At 68.3% G+C, this 16,446-nt stretch carries 20 protein-coding genes; 9 read left to right on the top strand and 11 right to left on the bottom strand.

Features of this window, described 5'->3' with window-relative positions; translation table 11 throughout:
• The first annotated feature begins 150 nt into the window (after positions 1 to 150).
• From AAC979_RS11325 to AAC979_RS11305, 5 genes are all read left to right on the top strand, one after another.
• On the top strand, positions 151 to 438 hold the full coding sequence (locus AAC979_RS11325; protein ID WP_371346923.1) for an accessory factor UbiK family protein: 288 nt from the start codon (positions 151 to 153) through the stop codon (positions 436 to 438).
• 258 nt (positions 439 to 696) lie between these two features.
• Positions 697 to 1,197, top strand: coding sequence for a YbjN domain-containing protein (locus AAC979_RS11320; protein ID WP_371346922.1), 501 nt, complete (start codon positions 697 to 699; stop codon positions 1,195 to 1,197).
• A gap of 124 nt (positions 1,198 to 1,321) precedes the next feature.
• On the top strand, positions 1,322 to 2,146 hold the full coding sequence (gene proC, locus AAC979_RS11315; RefSeq protein WP_371346921.1) for a pyrroline-5-carboxylate reductase: 825 nt from the start codon (positions 1,322 to 1,324) through the stop codon (positions 2,144 to 2,146).
• 111 nt (positions 2,147 to 2,257) lie between these two features.
• Positions 2,258 to 2,959, top strand: coding sequence for a TetR/AcrR family transcriptional regulator (locus AAC979_RS11310; RefSeq protein ID WP_371346920.1), 702 nt, complete (start codon positions 2,258 to 2,260; stop codon positions 2,957 to 2,959).
• A gap of 71 nt (positions 2,960 to 3,030) precedes the next feature.
• Positions 3,031 to 3,384, top strand: a complete 354-nt coding sequence (locus tag AAC979_RS11305; protein WP_371346919.1) for a tRNA-binding protein — start codon at positions 3,031 to 3,033, stop codon at positions 3,382 to 3,384.
• 20 nt (positions 3,385 to 3,404) lie between these two features.
• Here AAC979_RS11305 and AAC979_RS11300 read toward each other — a convergent pair whose 3' ends face one another.
• The 4 genes from AAC979_RS11300 to AAC979_RS11285 form a co-directional block, all read right to left on the bottom strand.
• Positions 3,405 to 3,743 carry a hypothetical protein gene (locus AAC979_RS11300; protein ID WP_371346918.1) on the bottom strand — a complete coding sequence of 113 codons (339 nt, stop codon included), beginning with the start codon at positions 3,741 to 3,743 and terminating at the stop codon, positions 3,405 to 3,407.
• Positions 3,744 to 3,802: 59 nt separating this feature from the next.
• A complete protein-coding gene (locus AAC979_RS11295) occupies positions 3,803 to 5,140 on the bottom strand; it encodes an ATP-binding protein (protein ID WP_371349044.1) in 1,338 nt (445 codons plus the stop codon).
• Positions 5,141 to 5,202: 62 nt separating this feature from the next.
• Positions 5,203 to 5,943: a response regulator gene (locus AAC979_RS11290; RefSeq protein ID WP_371346917.1), complete on the bottom strand. Its 741-nt coding sequence runs from the start codon at positions 5,941 to 5,943 to the stop codon at positions 5,203 to 5,205.
• 13 nt (positions 5,944 to 5,956) lie between these two features.
• Complete coding sequence (locus tag AAC979_RS11285; protein ID WP_371346916.1) at positions 5,957 to 6,541, bottom strand: MarR family winged helix-turn-helix transcriptional regulator; 585 nt, start codon at positions 6,539 to 6,541, stop codon at positions 5,957 to 5,959.
• Between the two features lie 249 nt (positions 6,542 to 6,790).
• Here AAC979_RS11285 and AAC979_RS11280 point away from each other — a divergent pair, with 249 nt between their 5' ends.
• Positions 6,791 to 7,681, top strand: coding sequence for a branched-chain amino acid aminotransferase (locus tag AAC979_RS11280; RefSeq protein WP_371346915.1), 891 nt, complete (start codon positions 6,791 to 6,793; stop codon positions 7,679 to 7,681).
• 187 nt (positions 7,682 to 7,868) lie between these two features.
• On the opposite strand, the gene AAC979_RS11275 is transcribed toward AAC979_RS11280, so the two are convergent.
• From AAC979_RS11275 to uvrC, 4 genes are all read right to left on the bottom strand, one after another.
• Complete coding sequence (locus tag AAC979_RS11275) at positions 7,869 to 8,327, bottom strand: molybdenum cofactor biosynthesis protein MoaE (RefSeq protein ID WP_371346914.1); 459 nt, start codon at positions 8,325 to 8,327, stop codon at positions 7,869 to 7,871.
• Positions 8,328 to 8,342: 15 nt separating this feature from the next.
• Entirely contained in the window at positions 8,343 to 8,594 is a 252-nt protein-coding gene (gene moaD / locus AAC979_RS11270; protein WP_371346913.1) for a molybdopterin converting factor subunit 1, read from the bottom strand.
• Positions 8,591 to 9,166, bottom strand: a complete 576-nt coding sequence (pgsA, locus tag AAC979_RS11265; RefSeq protein WP_371349043.1) for a CDP-diacylglycerol--glycerol-3-phosphate 3-phosphatidyltransferase — start codon at positions 9,164 to 9,166, stop codon at positions 8,591 to 8,593. Before pgsA ends, moaD begins: the two co-directional genes overlap by 4 nt.
• Before the next feature lie 210 nt (positions 9,167 to 9,376).
• Entirely contained in the window at positions 9,377 to 11,422 is a 2,046-nt protein-coding gene (uvrC, locus tag AAC979_RS11260) for an excinuclease ABC subunit UvrC (RefSeq protein WP_371346912.1), read from the bottom strand.
• Between the two features lie 162 nt (positions 11,423 to 11,584).
• Between uvrC and AAC979_RS11255 the strand changes: the two genes are divergently transcribed.
• Entirely contained in the window at positions 11,585 to 12,520 is a 936-nt protein-coding gene (locus AAC979_RS11255; RefSeq protein WP_371346911.1) for a DMT family transporter, read from the top strand.
• An 18-nt stretch (positions 12,521 to 12,538) separates the two neighbouring features.
• Here AAC979_RS11255 and AAC979_RS11250 read toward each other — a convergent pair whose 3' ends face one another.
• Positions 12,539 to 13,330, bottom strand: a complete 792-nt coding sequence (locus AAC979_RS11250) for an SDR family oxidoreductase (protein ID WP_371346910.1) — start codon at positions 13,328 to 13,330, stop codon at positions 12,539 to 12,541.
• A gap of 398 nt (positions 13,331 to 13,728) precedes the next feature.
• Here AAC979_RS11250 and AAC979_RS11245 point away from each other — a divergent pair, with 398 nt between their 5' ends.
• Both AAC979_RS11245 and AAC979_RS11240 read left to right on the top strand, forming a co-directional pair.
• Complete coding sequence (locus AAC979_RS11245; RefSeq protein ID WP_371346909.1) at positions 13,729 to 14,340, top strand: outer membrane protein; 612 nt, start codon at positions 13,729 to 13,731, stop codon at positions 14,338 to 14,340.
• Between the two features lie 365 nt (positions 14,341 to 14,705).
• Positions 14,706 to 15,353 (top strand): outer membrane protein, encoded by a 648-nt coding sequence (locus AAC979_RS11240; RefSeq protein ID WP_371346908.1) that lies wholly within the window; start codon positions 14,706 to 14,708, stop codon positions 15,351 to 15,353.
• A gap of 79 nt (positions 15,354 to 15,432) precedes the next feature.
• On the opposite strand, the gene AAC979_RS11235 is transcribed toward AAC979_RS11240, so the two are convergent.
• Both AAC979_RS11235 and AAC979_RS11230 read right to left on the bottom strand, forming a co-directional pair.
• Complete coding sequence (locus AAC979_RS11235; RefSeq protein ID WP_371346907.1) at positions 15,433 to 16,041, bottom strand: glutathione S-transferase family protein; 609 nt, start codon at positions 16,039 to 16,041, stop codon at positions 15,433 to 15,435.
• Positions 16,042 to 16,142: 101 nt separating this feature from the next.
• On the bottom strand, positions 16,143 to 16,358 hold the full coding sequence (locus AAC979_RS11230; RefSeq protein ID WP_307061061.1) for a cold-shock protein: 216 nt from the start codon (positions 16,356 to 16,358) through the stop codon (positions 16,143 to 16,145).
• Between the last annotated feature and the right edge of the window lie 88 nt (positions 16,359 to 16,446).

Genomic DNA, 16,446 nt, shown 5'->3' with positions numbered 1-16,446 from the left:
CGGGCGGCACTCCCGCTTTGCCCCCGTTGCGTGACGGGATCAAGGCGCCTGGCGCCGTTGGCGGGCGGCTCCCCTTGCGATCGCCGGCCCGCCGCCCCATTGTTTCTGCAAAGGCGCGGCATTGTACCGGCCTCATCCCGGGAGATGACCATGACCCAGACCACCGGCCGAATCTTCGACGATTTTGCCAAGCTGATGAACGACGCGGCCGGCGTCGCCACCGGCGTGCGCCGCGAGGCGGAAGGCGTGATGCGCGCCCAGGCCGAGCGCATTCTGCGCGAGCTCGATGTCGTCACCCGCGAGGAATTCGAGACGGTGAAGGAACTCGCCGCTGCCGCGCGCGAGGAGAATGAGCGTCTCGCCGCGCGGATCGCCGCGCTGGAGGCGCGGGAAGCCAAGCTTGAGGCGACGATCGACCCGCCGGATTCGCTTGGCTGAGCCTTTCAACCGCACGGCTTGTGGACGCTTTGTCCCGGCGCTTGCCGCACCGGGGCGAATCCGCCGACAAGTTGACTGTGCCAATTTTCGCCAGGGTCCGTTTTTATGCGGACCATGGTACAACGGTCGTAGCGAGGTACGGATTCAGCGCGATATAGTTGGGACGACGGCGATTCGTTCGATTCTTGAACGGCTTGTCGGTAACCGTCGCGTTGCGTGCGTTCGACCCCCTCCGCGTCCACCCTCGCGAGGTCGAGCATGACCCATACTAGTGACTTCGAGACCGACATCAGCCTCAACCCGCTGGATCTCGTCGAGCGCATGGCCGCGCTCAACGAATGGGCGTTCGAGCGCTCGGCCGAGGACGAGATCACCATCTCCCTCGAAGGGCGGTGGACGGATTGCCATGTCTCGTTCCAGTGGATGGACGAGGTGGAGGCGCTGCACATCGCCTGCGCCTTCGACCTCAAGGTGCCGGAGAAGCGCAAGACCGAGGTGCTGCGCCTGCTCTCGCTCATCAATGAGCAGATGTGGGTCGGCCATTTCGACCTCTGGTCGAAGGAAGGCGTGATAATGTTCCGCCACGCGCTGCTGCTGGCCGGGGCGGAAGCCACCGACCGGCAGTGCGAGGTGCTGATGGAATGCGCCATCGAGGCGGTGGAGCGCTATTTCCCCGCCTTCCAGTTCGTCGTCTGGGCCGGCAAGAGCGCGCGCGAGGCGATGGATGCCACCCTGTTCGAGACCGTCGGCGAGGCCTGACGCACAGGCCCGCCGGTCCGGCGCATACTCCCATTGCCAAAGCGGCGCGACGGCGGCACTAAGGCCGTTGACGACGCGCATGAGTGGGTGACGACGCCCGCTCGCGCGGGCAGGGAGTTCGATCATGGCCACACTTTCCGACATTCCCGGGCGGGTGCTGCTTGTCGGCGCCGGCAAGATGGGCGGCGCCATGCTGGAAGGCTGGCTCGATCTCGGGCTCGATCCGGCGCGGGCGGCGGTGATCGACCCCGCCCCACCGGCGGAAGTCGCCGCGCTGATCGAGGCGCGCGGCGTGGCGCTGAACCCGCTCAATGGCGGCCCGCCGGCGGTGATGCTGCTGGCGGTGAAGCCGCAGGTCGCCCCCGACGTGCTGGCCCGGGTGGCGCCGCTGGCCGATGCCGGCACGCTGATCGTCTCGGTCATGGCGGGGCGCACGCTCGGCTTCCTCGAATCCTATTTCCCCAAGGGCGCGGCGGTGGTGCGCTCCATTCCCAACACGCCGGCGGCGATCGGCCGCGGCGTGACGGTGGCGGTGGCCAATGGCGCCGTCACGGCGGACCAGATGAACATCGCCGACGCCCTGCTGCGCGCCACCGGCGGGGTGGAATGGGTGGAGGACGAGGCGCTGATCGACGTCGCCACCGCCGTTTCCGGCTCCGGCCCGGCCTATGTGTTCCTGCTGGCGGAAGCGCTGGCGGCGGCGGGGGCGCAGGCGGGACTGCCCGCCGACATGGCCGACCGGCTGGCGCGGGCGACCGTCGCCGGCGCCGGCGAATTGATGCTGCGCACCGGCATCGACCCGGCGCAGCTTCGCCGCAATGTCACCTCGCCCAACGGCACCACTGCGGCGGCGCTGGCGGTGCTGATGGACGAGGAAAAGGGCTTCGGCCCGCTACTGGCCGAAGCGGTGGCGGCGGCGGCGCGGCGCTCGCGCGAACTCGCGGGCTGACGCTCCCGCTTTCGTGCGTGGTCCTGCGTCGGGAATCGCCGCGCGGGGGCTTCTCCCGGGCGGTGCCGCGCCTTACATCAGGTGGGGCAACGTTCAGGAATGGAGGTCATCATGGCACGCTCCGCGGGAACGAAGGCGACCACCGAGAAGGCAATCGAGGGCCGCGCCCTCGCGCTCGACAGCTTCATGCGGCTGCTGGCGCGCAAGCCGTTCGAGCGCATCAGCCTCGGCGAGGTGGCGGACGAGGCGAAGATGCCGCTGTCCGACCTGCGCGCCTCGTTCGGTTCCACCTTCGACATGCTGTCCGGCTTCCTGCGCGAGGTCGATTCCAAGGTGCTCGCCGCGCCCACCGACGATATGGCGGACGAGCCCGCCCGCGACCGTCTGGTCGATGTGCTGATGCGCCGGCTCGACGTGCTGGCGCCGCACAAGGCGGCGCTGCGCTCGCTGGTGGAGTCGGCGCGGCGCAACCCGTTCTTCGCGCTGGCGCTGAACAAGCTCTCCGTCCGCTCGCAGCAATGGATGCTGGCGGCGGCGGGGATCGACACCGCCGGCCTCAAGGGCGCGGTGCGGGCGCAGGGGCTGACGCTGGTGTTCGGCCGGGTGCTGCAGACCTTCCTCACCGATGACGATCCGGCACTGGCCCGCACCATGGCGGCCCTCGACCGTGAGCTGGCGCGCGGCGAGCGGGCGCTCGGGCTGATCGAGGGGGCGGTGTGCCTCGCCACGGGCGGCCGGCGCGGGCGTCGCGAGGCGGCGGCACCGAGCGAGCCGGCCTCCCCGGCGCCGCCGGACGCTCCGGCAATGGCGTGACATATGCCCGGGCGTTTCGCGTAAACTGACGGCCGGAATCAGCCGTGAGCCGCAGCGTGAGGAGCCCCAGCGTGAGTCTTGCCCCCATCGAACAGATCACGATCGCGGACTTTCTCAAGGTCGACATCCGCGTCGGCACCATTATCCAGGCCGAGCCCTTCCCCGAGGCGCGCAAGCCGGCGATAAAGCTGGTGATTGATTTTGGCCCGCATATCGGCTGCAAGAAATCCTCGGCCCAGATCACGGTGCACTATGCGCCGGAGGATCTCGTCGGGCGGCAGGTGGCGGCGGTGGTGAATTTTCCCCCGCGCCAGATCGGCCCGATCATGTCCGAGGTGCTGACCCTCGGCTTCCCCGACGAAGACGGCGCGGTGGTGCTGTTCAAGCCCGACCTCGCCGTGCCCAACGGCGCCCGGCTGTTCTGAGGCGGGGTGCGATTGGGTGGCTATGAGCGGAAGCGGCCGATCAGCCAAGCAACGATCATCATGATTGCATAAGAGCCGATGCCGACGAGAAGAACCTTTTTGAAAATGGCGATGAGTTCACGGGCCATTTCTTTCCCGTCCTTGCATTGGTAGAAGTTTCCATCGAAGAGAACACTTATATCGCCGCACTCAAGCAAAGCATAAAGTACTAAAAACATTCCGATCAGGGATGCAATGGTCAGCGAAACGGTGGCGGTAAAAGCGAACACAGCTCCTATAATTCCGATGTCTGCAGCCATCTGCGCGAGAACATAAACGCATGCGACGAAAATAACGAAGACACCGATCGTAGCGACCATGTAACCGTCTCCCTCATCCACGGAGCACTATGTTACCATCTGGTCGGTCTTCAGCAAGGCTACACCGGAATCCGGATCGTCGCGCGCAGCCCGCCCATCGCGCTCTCGCCGAGAATGATATCGCCGCCATGGGCGCGGGCGGCGTCGCGGGCGATCGTGAGGCCGAGGCCGGAGCCGCCGGCATCCTGGTTGCGCGCCTCGTCCAGCCGGAAGAACGGGCGGAACACATCCTCGCGCAGTTCAGGCGCGATGCCCGGCCCGTTATCGTCGACGGCGATGGTCAGCCAGCGTTCGTCGCGCATGCCCGATATCTCGATGCGCGAGGCGTGGCGGCCGGCATTGCCGACGAGATTGGCGAGGCAGCGGCGGAAGGCGTCGACGCGCACCATCACCATCGGGTCGCCGCTATAGCTGGCGCTGACCGTGGAGCCCTGCCGCTCGGCATTGATGCGCGCCTCCTCGATCAGCCGCGCCATGTCGGCCAGCGCCGGGGTCTCGGCGACATCCTCGCGGGCGAAGGCGAGATAGGCCTCCAGCATGCTCTGGAGGTCATCGACATCCTTGCGCAGCGCCTCGGTATCGGCGCTGTCGCCGAGCAGCGCCAGTTCCAGCTTGAAGCGGGTGAGGATGGTGCGCATGTCGTGGCTGACGCCGGCGAGCATGGTGGTGCGCTGTTCGATCTGCCGCTCGATACGCCGCTTCATCTCCAGGAAGGCCAGCGCCGCGCCGCGCACCTCGCGCGCGCCGCGCGGGCGGAAGCCGGGCACGTCGCGCCCCTTGCCGAAGGCGATGGCGGCATCGGCGAGCGCCTCGATCGGCTTGATCTGGTTGCGCAGGAACAGGATGGCCACCGCCATCAGCACCAGCGCGGTGCCCACCATCCACAACAGGAAGATGTGCGAATTGGAGAGATAGGCCTGGCTGCGGCGGGCGAACACCCGCAGCACCATGTCGTCGAGCTGCACCCGCACCTCGATGAGGTTGGAATTGCCGACCGTGTCGGTCCAGAACGGCCGGTGCAGGCGCTTCGCCAGTTCGCCGGTGAAGGCGGAATCCAGCGTCGAGAAGAACGGCTTGGGCCCCGGCGGGGGGAGGCGTTCCCCGGGGAGGAAATCCACGGTGAGGCCCATGGTGAGCTGGGCGATGCGCTTGATCTTGTCGCGGTCTTCCTCGGTGGGGAAGCCGACGGCAAGTTGGGCGACGGCGGTGATGTCCTGCGACACCGCCGCCGAGAGCCGGCGCGTCACCGTGTTGTAGTGCCGCTCCATGAACACGAAGGCGAGCACCGACTGCAGGATCACCACCGGGGTGACGATGATGATCAGCGAGCGGGCGAACAGGCCCTTCGGCATGACGCGGTTGAACCACGCGCCGAAGCGGGCATTGTTCTCGCGCATGCGGCGCTGGGTGAGGCGCAGACGCGCCCGCGCGGCGCCCACCACGCTGGTGTCGCGGGGCTTCAAGGAGCGACGACCAGCCGGTAGCCGACGCCGCGCACCGTCTGCACATAGGCGGGATTGGCCGGGTCGCGCTCGATCTTGCGGCGCAGCCGGTTGACCTGCACGTCCACCGCCCGGTCGCCGGCGGCGACGCCGGGGGCGACGAGGTCCTGGCGCGGCACGGTCTGGCCCGGTGCCTCGCCGAGCACGCGCAGCATGTCGCGCTCGCGGTCGGTGAGGCGCACCAGCTCGCCGTCCCGGGTGAGTTCGCCGCGCGCGAGATGGAAGGTGAACGGGCCGAAGCGCACCGCCTCGATCGCCTGCGGCGGGGGCGGGGCGGCGCGTTTGATGATGTTGCCGATGCGCAGCAGCAATTCGCGCGGCTCGAACGGCTTGGCGAGATAGTCGTCGGCGCCGATTTCCAGCCCCTCGATGCGGTCGCCCGCCTCCGAGCGGGCGGTGAGCATCAGGATTGGCACGGGCGAGTCGGCGCGCACGGCGCGGGCGAGGTCGAAGCCGCTCTCGCCGGGCATCATCACATCGAGGATCAAGAGGTCGAAGGCGAGGCCGCCGAGCCGGGCGCGGGCATCGGCGGCGGATTCCGCCGTGGTGACGCGGTAGCCGTGCTCGGACAGGAAGCGCGACAGCAGGTCGCGAATGCGGCGGTCGTCATCGACGATGAGCAGGTGGAAGGCGTCGTCGGCGGGCATGGTGCGGGCCTCCCTTGCCGCCGCGGCCGGGCTGGGGCGGGCGTCGAGCATGGCGGTTCTCCCGTCAGCCGGCCGTCCGGCCGCGGGCGGCGCTGCGCGCCTCCACGGCCTGGTCGGCGCGGGCGATCAGCTTCTCGGTCGAACTGCGATCTTCCGGGTCGATCATGGCGACAAGAAAGCGGCGGACCACCTCGCGCGACTCGCCGCCGCTCTCTTCCAGCGCCCGGCGGATGCGGCGCGACTGGATGGCGACGAATTCCTGGGTCAGCGCCTCGCCCTTGGGGGTGAGGTAGAGCAGGCGCTGGCGGCGGTCGGAGGCGCCGGCGCGGCTGTCGATGAAACCCTGATCGACCAGTTCGCGCAGCACCCGGCCGAGGCTCTGCTTGGTGATGCGCAGAATGTCGAGCAGGTCGGTCACCCGCATGCCGGGATGGCGATTGACGAAATGCAGCACCCGGTGATGGGCGCGGCCGAAGCCGAAGCCCTGCAGGATCTCGTCGGGATCGCTGACGAAATTGCGATAGGCGAAGAACAGAAGCTCGATCAGGTCGAGCATCGGCTCGCCTTCCGGCGCGGGGGACAGGCGTGCCGCCACGCCCGGCTCGCTCTTGCCGGGGCGTGCGGTCAGCGAGACATTTATGTCAGCCATGTTGACTTTTTTCGTTATGATCGTTACCCAGATGTCCCGTTCAACGAAAGGATCGTTCGGCATGCCGCCCGATCCGCCCCGGAACGGAAAGAGTCGACCCGCTCGGACAGAGCGGCGACGATAACGGGACTTCGGCCGCGAGGCAAAGCGCGTTGCGCGCGCCCGACAGGCCGTAGCCACCATGCCGAAGGACAGAAGGGCTCCGGCGCCTCCCATGGCGCGCCGGCGCCCCGGTTGGGAGACTTAACCATGGCGAGCGAACCTTTCGACAAACGCAGCGGCTGGATCTGGTATGACGGCGCCTTCGTGCCCTGGCAGGACGCGCAGGTCCATGTACTGACCCACGGGCTGCATTATGGCAGCTGCGTGTTCGAGGGCGAGCGCGCCTATGGCGGCGAGATTTTCAAGCTCGAAGAGCACACGGCGCGGCTGAAGCGCAGCGCCGAACTGCTCGACTTCGAGATTCCCTACAGCGAAGACGAAATCAACGCCGCCTGCCGCGAATTGCTGACGCGGCAGAAGCTGGTGGACGCCTATATTCGCCCCGTCGCCTGGCGCGGCTCGGACATGATGGGCGTGTCGGCCCAGCACAACCAGATCCATCTCGCCATCGCGGCGTGGGAATGGCCGAGCTATTTCGACCCGGCGCAGCGGCTCAAGGGCATCCGCATCGGCATGGCCAAGTACCGCCGTCCCGATCCGCAGACCGCGCCCTCGACCTCGAAGGCGGCGGGCCTCTACATGATCTGCACCATCTCCAAGCACGCCGCCGAGCGCGAGGGCTTCGCCGATGCGCTGATGCTGGACTGGCGCGGGCGCGTCGCCGAATGCACCGGCGCCAATATCTTCTTCGTCAAGGACGGGGTGGTCCACACGCCGGAGGCCGACGCCTTCCTCAACGGCATCACCCGCCAGACGGTGATCGCGCTCGCCAAGCGGCGCGGCATCGAGGTGGTGGAGCGGGCGATCATGCCGGAGGAACTGGCGAGCTTCGACGAGTGCTTCATCACCGGCAGCGCCGCCGAGGTGACGCCGGTTTCCGAGATCGCCGGCCAGCATTTCCAGCCCGGCCCGGTCACCAAGACGCTGCTGGAGGACTATATGTCCGAGGTGCAGCCGAAGAAGGCAGCGGCGGCCTGAGCCGGCCTCGCCTTCCGGAATGCGAATGCCGGCCCTCGGGCCGGCATTTCTCGTTTGCACGTCTCTTTCGCTGTCATCCCGGCCGCAGCCCGGAGGGCGGAGAGCCGGGATCGCTGCCCGCCACCCCTCGGCTTACGATCCCGGATCGGCCTGCGGCCGTCCGGGATGACGGTCGCCGCGACATGACTCAGTTCCACCGCTCCGCCGCGTCGTCGTCTTCGTCCTTGGCCGCGACCCAGGCGGTGCCCTCGTCGCGCTCTTCCATCTTCCAGAACGGCGCGCTGGTCTTCAGCCAGTCCATCAGGAACTCCGCCGCCTCGAAGGCGGCGGCGCGGTGGGCGGAGGCGGTGACGACGAGCACGATAGTGTCGCCCGGCACCATGCGGCCGAAACGGTGAATGACGGTGGCGCCGATGAGCGGCCAGCGGGCGCGGGCCTGTTCCACCAGCCGGCCGATCTCCTCTTCCGCCATGCCGGGATAATGCTCCAGCGTCAGGGCGATGAGCGGGGCGCCGCCGGGGGCGTCCTGCGCCCGGCAGAGACCGGTGAAGGTGACGACGGCGCCGATATCGGTGCGGCCGCGCGACAGGGCGGCGGCCTCATGCGCGGGGTCGAAATCCTGCGCCTGGATGCGGACGGTGAACATGCTCACCTCGCTCGTTCAGCCGCCCGTCATGGGCGGGAAAAAAGCAATCTCGCGCGCGGCGCCCAGCGGCGTGTCGGGCTTGGCGTGCCGCCGGTCGAGCGCCGCGCGCACGATACGCGGATTCTCGAAGGCGCGGGCATAGCCCTCGCCGCGGGCGGCGAGATGGGCGGCGAGCTCGGCCACGGTGGAAACACCCGCCGGCACCTCGATCTCTTCCGCCTCGCACCCGATGCGCTCGCGCACCCAGGCGAAATACAGCACCCTCACGCCTCGTCCCCGATCAGATGACGGGCGCCGGCGCGGAAATAGTCCCAGCCGGTATAGAGCGTCAGCAGCGCCGCGATCCACAGCAGGCCGATGCCGAACAGCGTGATGCCCGGCACAACGAGGTCGGCCGCCGGGCCGGCCAGCAGCACGCCCACCGCCACAAGCTGGGCGGTGGTCTTCCATTTGGCGAGGCGGGTGACGGGAACGCTGACGCGCAGTTCCGCGAGAAATTCGCGCAAGCCGGAGACGAGAATCTCCCGGCACAGAATCACCAGCGCCGCCCAGAGCGACCAGCCGCGAATGGTGCCGTCCGAGGCCAGCATCAGCAGCGAGGCGGAGACCAGCAGCTTGTCGGCGATGGGGTCGAGCATGCGGCCGATGGCCGATTGCTGCGACCAGGCGCGGGCGAGATAGCCGTCGAAGAAATCGGTAACAGCCGCAACGACATAGAGCGCGACCGCGATCCATCGCAGCCACAGCCCGCCTTCCAGAATGTCCGACCAGAACAGGCACGCCGCCACCAGCGGCACCGCCACGCAGCGGCCATAGGTGAGGATGTTGGGCAGCGACATGGCATGGCCACGAGTCACCTTGGCCGGCTCCCGTACTGGCTGCGGGTTAGATGCGACATCGACCATACTGCGCCGGCTCCCTCACAGGCAGGTAAACATGCGAGCCGGCCGCGTCAATCGCGTCACGGTCCCCAGCCTTGCCTGCCGCAGGCTTATCACGATGCGTCAGGGCTGTGGCCATCGCATGACGCGCATGGCCGTTCCGGTCCTTCATGTCGCCTTGGCATGAAAGAAGTCGTAAACCGCCCGCGCCGTCGCCGCGTTCACCCCCGGCACGCCTTCAAGATCGGCGAGAGAGGCGCGCTCAATGGCTTTCAGCGTGCCGAAATGGTGCAGCAGCGCCCGTTTGCGTGTGGGGCCGATGCCGGGGATTTCCTGCAGCCCGGCCTGGGTCAGGTCCTTCTTGCGCCGGGCGCGGTGCGAGCCGATGGCGAAGCGGTGCGCCTCGTCGCGCAGGCGCTGGACGAAATACAGCACCGGGTCGCGCGGCTCCAGCCGGAAGGGCTCGCGCCCCTCGACATAGAAGGTCTCGCGGCCGGCGTCGCGGTCCGGCCCCTTGGCAACGCCGACCATGGGCACATCGGTGACGCCGAGGCCGGCGAGGGTTTCCTGCGCTGCCTTCAACTGGCCGGGGCCGCCGTCGATCAGCAGGAGGTCCGGCCAGGCCGAGGAGGCGGCGGAGGCTTCCTCGCCCTCTCCGGTTGGCGGCGGGGGCGCCGCTTCTCCCTCGGGGAGGGGCGACGTGCCCGCGCGCGGGTTTTCCTTCAACAGGCGGGAGAAGCGCCGGGTCAGCACCTCGCGCATCATGCCGTAATCGTCGCCGGGGGTGAGTTCGGTCGAGCGGATGTTGAACTTGCGGTACTGGCTCTTGGCGAAGCCTTCCGGCCCGGCGACGATCATGCCGCCGACGGCGTTCGAGCCCATGATGTGGCTGTTGTCATAGACCTCGATCCGCTTCGGCGGGCCGTTGAGCGCGAAGGCGCGGGCGAGTTCTTCCAGCAGCCGGGCCTGGCTGGCGCTTTCCGCCAGCTTGCGGCCGAGCGCCTCGCGGGCGTTCTGCAGCGCGTGCTCGACCAGTTCGCGCTTCTCGCCGCGCTTCGGCGCCGCGATCTCGACGCGGTGGCCGGCGCGGGTGGAAAGCGCCTCTTCCAGCAATTCGCGCTCGGCGATGTCGTGGCTGAGCAGGATGAGGCGCGGGCAGGGCTTGTCCTCATAGAACTGGGCGAGGAACGATTCCAGCACCTCGCCGATCTCCAGCGTCCGGTCGGCGCGCGGGTAGAGCGCGTGGTTGCCCCAGTTCTGGCCGGTGCGGAAGAAGAACACCTGCACGCAGGTCGCCCCGCCTTCCTGATGGATGGCGAACACGTCCGCCTCTTCCACCGAGCGCGGATTGATGCCCTGCGTGCCCTGCACGGCGGAAAGCGCGGCGAGGCGGTCGCGCAGCGCGGCGGCGCGCTCGAATTCCAGCTCCTGCGAGGCGGCTTCCATCTCGCGCGCCAATTGCTCCTTCACCGCCTTGCTGCGGCCGGAGAGGAAGTCGCGCGCCTCGCGGACATATTCGGCATAGTCGGTGTGGTTCACCTCGCCGGTGCAGGGGCCGGCGCAGCGCTTGATCTGGAACAGCAGGCAGGGGCGGGTGCGCGCCTCATAGAAGCTGTCGGAGCAGGAGCGCACCAGGAACGCCTTCTGCAGCGCGTTGATGGTGCGGTTCACCGCCCAGACCGAGGCGAAGGGGCCGTAATAGTCGCCCGGCCGGTTGCGGGCGCCGCGATGCTTGGTGATCTGCGGCGAGACATGGTCCTTGGTGATGAGGATATAGGGAAATGACTTGTCGTCGCGCAGCAGCACGTTGAAGCGCGGGCGCAGCTGCTTGATGAGGTTGGCTTCCAGCAGCAGCGCCTCGGTCTCGGTGCCGGTGGAGACGAATTCCATCTCGGCGGTGGCCGCCACCATGCGCATGATGCGGGCGGTGAGCCCGGTCGGCCTTGTATAGGCGACGATGCGGCGCTTGATGCTCTTCGCCTTGCCGACATAGAGCACCGTGCCGTCCGGCCCCAGCATGCGGTAGACGCCGGGCCCGCTCGGCGCGTGCTTGAGGGCGCGCGCAATGGCGGCGCGGCCCATGGCGACGGAGCCCGGCGCGGGCTCGGCCTCCTCGGCAAGGTCGGCAATGAGGGTCTCGTCCTGCTCAAGCTCGGCGATGTCGGCATCGTCGGCGTCGAGGTCGGGCGCGTCGCGGGTCGGTCGGGCGGTCATGCCTCCTAGATACGTATTTGCGGCGCGCGCGAACAGGGGCCGCCTGCGGTTCGGCCACGTGTTCCCCGCCTGGCACAGGGGCGGCAAAATGCGCAAGGCGGCGGGCGGCCCTGCGCCAGCGGCCGATGTCAGCGCCGGGAAAAGGGTCTAAGGGAGCGGACCATGTCCCGTTCCGCCGATGCCGTCTCCCACCCGCCCGTCCCCCTGGCCGGCTACGCCTTCGGCGCCGCCGGCGCGACGCTGTTCGCCTCCAAGGGCATCATCATCAAGCTCGCCTATGCCGAGGGGATCGACCCGGAGACGCTGCTGGCGCTGCGCATGGTGTTCTCGCTGCCCTTTTACCTCGCGGTTGGCGCCTTCGCGCTTTTCCGGCTGCGCGGCATGGGCGAGCCTTTGCCGAACGGCAGGCTGGTGGTGCAGTCCATGCTGGTGGGCGCGCTGGGCTACTGGCTGGCGAGCTATCTCGACTTCGCCGGGCTGCAATATGCCTCGGCCTCGTTCAGCCGGCTGATCCTCTTCACCTACCCGATCTATGTCGCGCTGTTCGGCGCCCTGCTGTTCGGCCAGCCGATACGTCCAAAGGCGATGCTGGCCTTCGCGCTCGCCTATGGCGGGCTGGCGCTGATCTTCCTGCAGAATGTCAGCGTCATGGGCTCGGATGTGGTGAAGGGCGCGGTGCTGGTGACGCTGGCGGCGATCGCCTTCGCGCTCTACCAGCTCTGCGCCCGCTCGCTGCTGCAGCGGATCGGCTCGGCGCTGTTCACCTGCATCGCGATGATTTCCGCCTCGGTCATGGCGATCGGCCAGTTCGCGCTGATGCGGCCGGTCGGGGCGCTGATAGTGTCGCCGCATGGGCTGATGCTGGCGGTGATGGTGGCGATCGGCGCCACGGTGCTGCCGACCTTCCTGATGAACGCGGCGCTGAAGCGCATTTCCGCCCAGGCCAATTCGATGATCAGCACGGTAAGCCCGGTCGCCACCATGGTGCTGGCGGTGCTGTTCCTCGGCGAGAGCGCCAGTCCGGCGGAGGTCGCCGGCGCGGTGCTGGTGATGACCAGCATCGGCTGGTTCACGCTGAGCGACGCGCGCAAGCGCTGACGGTGGCGCTGTTGAGGCTCAGTCGTCCTCCACGTCGGGCGTGCGCCAGGCGAGGTGCTGGCCGCCATCGACCGCGATCATCTGGCCGGTGACGCTGGCGGCGCGGGCGAGATAGGCGACGGCATCGGCGATCTCGCCCGGGTGGGGGCCGCGCCCCAGCAGCACCGAGGCGGACTGGCGGGCGAAGGCCTCGCCATCCTGCCGCCCATTGGCGAGCGTCGGGCCGGGGCCGACGGCGTTGACCCGGATGCGCGGCGCCAGCGCCTGCGCCAGCATGCGGGTGGCCGCCCACAGACCTTCCTTGGCGACGCTGTAGGAGAAATAGGCCGGGGTCGGCTTGAGCACCCGCTGGTCGATCACATTGACGATCGCCCCGCGCCCATCCTCCGGCAGTTGCGCGGCGAAGGCGCGGGCGAGTCGTACCGGTGCGCGCAGATTCGCCGCCATGTGCCGTTCCCACAGAGCGAGGTCGAGCGTCGCGACCGTGTCGGGATGGAACTCCGAGGCGTTGTTGACCAGCAGGGCGAGCGGCCCGAGCGCCGCCACGGCGGCGGGCACCACGCCTTCCACCGCCTGCGCCTCGGCGAGTTCAGCCGCGATGATGGCGGCGCGCCCGCCGGCCACCGCGATGGCGGCCGCCGTCTCCTCCGCCGCCGGGCCGGGCCGGCGCACATGCAGGGCGATGTCGTAGCCTTCTTCCGCCAGCCGCAGGCAGATGGCGCGGCCGATACGCACCGCACCGCCGGTGACGAGGGCGACGGGGCGAACGCGCGGGCGGGGCGAAGGTGCGGAAGAGGGGGAGAAGGGCATCCGGTCTCAGCGTGTTGCGGGCGGGCAGGGCGGGGCGGCTTTTCGGCGCCCGGCTGGCAATACGGGCGATGCGGGGCGGTGGATGACGGCGCCAGCGGCGTTCCGGTATTTTCATGCGCCGCGCCGGTATTTCCATGGGCGCCGCACGGCGTCCTTTTACCGGCGGGCGACGCGGGAGGCCATAGGCCACCGGCGCGGCGGCATAGACGGGTGCCGCCGCGGGAAGAGGCGCAGCGGTAATGCGGTGACATCTAAGTATAGGTTTCGTTAACCATAATGTTTTCTTCCAGATTTCGGAACAATTTCAGCCGCATCTTTGTCACTTCTCCCGACTTGTTTCTCCGCAGGCGAGGTTTGTTGGCTCGCTGTGGCTGAGCCAGGTTTTCAGGAGACCACCCATGAACAACAGCATCCGTGCCGGCCTCGGGCTTGTAGCCCTGATGGCCGTTCCCGCTGCCGCAGCGGACCTGTCCTACCCGGCCCCGGCCAGCGCGGCCTATGTGCCGGCGCCGGTGTTCACCTGGACCGGCTTCTATCTCGGCGCCAATGCCGGCTATGGCTGGGGCACGGCTGATGCCTCGCCGGATGTCGACGGCTTCCTCGGCGGTCTGCAGGCCGGCTATAATTGGCAGAGCGGCGGCCCGCTGGTGCTGGGCGTCGAGGCCGACATCCAATATGCCGATGTCGCCAGCTCCGCCTTCACGCTCGATTATTTCGGCACGGTGCGCGCCCGCATCGGCTACGCCTTCGACCAGGTGCTGGTCTATGGCACGGGCGGCTTCGCTTATGGCGGCGGCAGCTATGAGCGGCTCGGCCTCACCGATGACCGCAACCATTTCGGCTGGACCCTCGGCGCCGGTGCCGAATATGCGCTCGGCAACAATTGGAGCGTCAAGGGCGAGTATCTCTATGTCGACCTCGGCAAGGAGACCTATGCCAGCTATTTCGGTCCGCGCGATATCGGCGTGAGCACCAATATCGTGCGCGGCGGCGTCAATTACCGCTTCTGAGCCGCCTTCGCCGCGATTCCCGCCCCGCCGCCCCTCGCGGCCGGCGGTGCGGGAGGCGAAATTTGTGACATCCACGACACAGCGTGCTGGCGATCGTTCGTCGATCATGGCGAAATTATTGCGCCTGTCACGCTTCTGTGAGTGGGCCTTTTGGCCTGTCAACCAAAGCCGTCAAAGGTTTTCCGCGAGGCGCCGGGGCCGGCAGCGGTCGGGAGAGGCGGAGAATGCGGCGAGGCTGCCTCATTCCAGCCCTTGGCCTGCCCCGCTGCGCCTCTAACTCACACTCCGAGACGCAACCTCGTCTGGTTTCGCAAGCCTTTCCTGGGCCCGACCCCCCGGCTTCAGGATTGTTTCGGAGAATACCCATGAAGAAGATCCTCTGCTCGGGCGTCGCCGCGGTCGCCCTTCTCGCCGCCGCCCCCGCCTTCGCGGCCGATCTGGCGCAGCAGCCCTATCCCACCAAGGCGGCCCCGATGATCGTCGAGCCGGCCTTCACCTGGACCGGCTTCTATCTCGGCGCCAATGCCGGCTATGCCTGGGGTTCGGGCGAAGGCGGCGCGGGTATCGTCAATCTCGACCCGTCGGGCTTCCTCGGCGGCGGCCAGATCGGCGTGAACTATCAGTTCGCCAATAATGTCGTGATCGGCGCCGAAGCCGACTTCCAGGGCTCGGACATCAAGGACACCTATGCCGGGTACGAGTCCAAGATGGACTATTTCGGCACCGTCCGCGCCCGCCTTGGCTACGCCTTCGGCAATGTGCTGCCCTATGTGACCGGCGGTCTCGCCTGGGGCCACACCGAAGTGCGCGATAACCTGTTCGGCCTGTCCTCGGACAAGACCCAGACCGGCTGGACGGTCGGCGGCGGCGTGGAATACGCCCTGACCAACAACTGGACGATCAAGGGCGAGTATCTCTACATGGATCTCGGCGAGGACTATTACGACAGCATCGGCTACAAGACCGGCCTGACGGCCAACATTGTCCGCGCGGGCGTGAACTACAAGTTCTGACGCGCGCCTGACATCGCCTGATGCGAAGGGCCCCGGATCCGCGATCCGGGGCCTTTTCGTTGTGCGCGGTGCGGCAGCCTCAGGCTTGCGGTGTCGTTGCCTCGAAAGCGGGCACCCGCGCGGCGAAGCCATCGAGCCATGCCACCAGCGCGGGATGGCCGGCGCGCCACGCCCCGGCGAAGCGCAGGTCGAGATAGCCGAGAGCGCAGGCGACCGCGATCTCGCCGACATGCGCGGCGCCGCTCACCGCCAGGGGCTGCGGCGGCGCGGCCTCCAGTGCCGCAAGCCCGCGCGCCACCTTGCCGGCCTGATGGTCGAGCCAGCGGGCGCTGTGCGTTCCGGCTTCGCGGAAGCGATTCTCATAGACCTGCAGCAGCGCGGCATCGGCAATGCCGTCGCCGAGCGCCAGCAGGGTGAGGGCGGCGATGCGGTCCTCGCCCCGGGCCGGGAGGATCACCCCGCCGCCGGCCGCCATGTCGAGCCATTCGACGATGACGCGGGAATCGTAGATTGCCGGCGCGTCCTCGCGCAGCAGCACCGGAATCTTGCCGAGCGGATTCTGCTCCCGCAGCGAATCCGCGGGGTCCGTCGTGTCGGCAGGCACGATATCCAGATGGATGTCGCACAGAAGGGCGGCGATCTTGACCTTGCGCCCGAAGGGCGACAGCGGGGAGGAACGCAGCTTCATCAGATCCGACGCCTCTTTCTCGCGGGCGCCCGCCACGGTGCCGAGACCGGAGCCGCCTGCGCCCGGCCACGGCGGCGCCGCAGCTTCGGCCGGCAGGCTTATCAGTCGGCCGGCTGCAGGTCGATGGCCTTCGGGCCCTTGCCGCGCTTGTCCGGCTCGATCTCGAAGCTCACGCGCTGGCCTTCCATCAGCGTGCCGAGACCGGAACGGGTGACGGCCGAGACATGCACGAACACGTCGCGCCCCCCGTCATCGGGCCGGATAAAGCCGTAGCCCTTCTCCGTGTTGAAGAATTTGACCGTGCCCATCGTCGCCATGCGCCTGCTCCTTGCCCGGCACGGCCAAAGCCCCCTGCCGGTTACGTCGATCCGGGCCAGCATGAAGCAAGACCGATGCCGGATGATG

The organism is Ancylobacter sp. IITR112 (genome assembly GCF_041415945.1).
Taxonomy (GTDB): domain Bacteria; phylum Pseudomonadota; class Alphaproteobacteria; order Rhizobiales; family Xanthobacteraceae; genus Ancylobacter.
This window is presented reverse-complemented; position numbering and strand designations above follow the sequence as displayed.

Excerpts from the sequence above, each read along its gene's own strand:
- AAC979_RS11325 (WP_371346923.1), top strand. The coding sequence starts at position 151 with ATGACCCAGACCACCGGCCGAATCTTCGACGATTTTGCCAAGCTGATG.
- AAC979_RS11320 (WP_371346922.1), top strand. The coding sequence starts at position 697 with ATGACCCATACTAGTGACTTCGAGACCGACATCAGCCTCAACCCGCTG.
- proC (WP_371346921.1), top strand. The coding sequence starts at position 1,322 with ATGGCCACACTTTCCGACATTCCCGGGCGGGTGCTGCTTGTCGGCGCC.
- AAC979_RS11310 (WP_371346920.1), top strand. The coding sequence starts at position 2,258 with ATGGCACGCTCCGCGGGAACGAAGGCGACCACCGAGAAGGCAATCGAG.
- AAC979_RS11300 (WP_371346918.1), bottom strand. The coding sequence starts at position 3,743 with ATGGTCGCTACGATCGGTGTCTTCGTTATTTTCGTCGCATGCGTTTAT.
- AAC979_RS11295 (WP_371349044.1), bottom strand. The coding sequence starts at position 5,140 with ATGCGCGAGAACAATGCCCGCTTCGGCGCGTGGTTCAACCGCGTCATG.
- AAC979_RS11290 (WP_371346917.1), bottom strand. The coding sequence starts at position 5,943 with ATGCTCGACGCCCGCCCCAGCCCGGCCGCGGCGGCAAGGGAGGCCCGC.
- AAC979_RS11285 (WP_371346916.1), bottom strand. The coding sequence starts at position 6,541 with ATGGCTGACATAAATGTCTCGCTGACCGCACGCCCCGGCAAGAGCGAG.
- AAC979_RS11280 (WP_371346915.1), top strand. The coding sequence starts at position 6,791 with ATGGCGAGCGAACCTTTCGACAAACGCAGCGGCTGGATCTGGTATGAC.
- AAC979_RS11275 (WP_371346914.1), bottom strand. The coding sequence starts at position 8,327 with ATGTTCACCGTCCGCATCCAGGCGCAGGATTTCGACCCCGCGCATGAG.
- pgsA (WP_371349043.1), bottom strand. The coding sequence starts at position 9,166 with ATGTCGCTGCCCAACATCCTCACCTATGGCCGCTGCGTGGCGGTGCCG.
- uvrC (WP_371346912.1), bottom strand. The coding sequence starts at position 11,422 with ATGACCGCCCGACCGACCCGCGACGCGCCCGACCTCGACGCCGACGAT.
- AAC979_RS11255 (WP_371346911.1), top strand. The coding sequence starts at position 11,585 with ATGTCCCGTTCCGCCGATGCCGTCTCCCACCCGCCCGTCCCCCTGGCC.
- AAC979_RS11250 (WP_371346910.1), bottom strand. The coding sequence starts at position 13,330 with ATGCCCTTCTCCCCCTCTTCCGCACCTTCGCCCCGCCCGCGCGTTCGC.
- AAC979_RS11245 (WP_371346909.1), top strand. The coding sequence starts at position 13,729 with ATGAACAACAGCATCCGTGCCGGCCTCGGGCTTGTAGCCCTGATGGCC.
- AAC979_RS11240 (WP_371346908.1), top strand. The coding sequence starts at position 14,706 with ATGAAGAAGATCCTCTGCTCGGGCGTCGCCGCGGTCGCCCTTCTCGCC.
- AAC979_RS11235 (WP_371346907.1), bottom strand. The coding sequence starts at position 16,041 with ATGAAGCTGCGTTCCTCCCCGCTGTCGCCCTTCGGGCGCAAGGTCAAG.
- AAC979_RS11230 (WP_307061061.1), bottom strand. The coding sequence starts at position 16,358 with ATGGCGACGATGGGCACGGTCAAATTCTTCAACACGGAGAAGGGCTAC.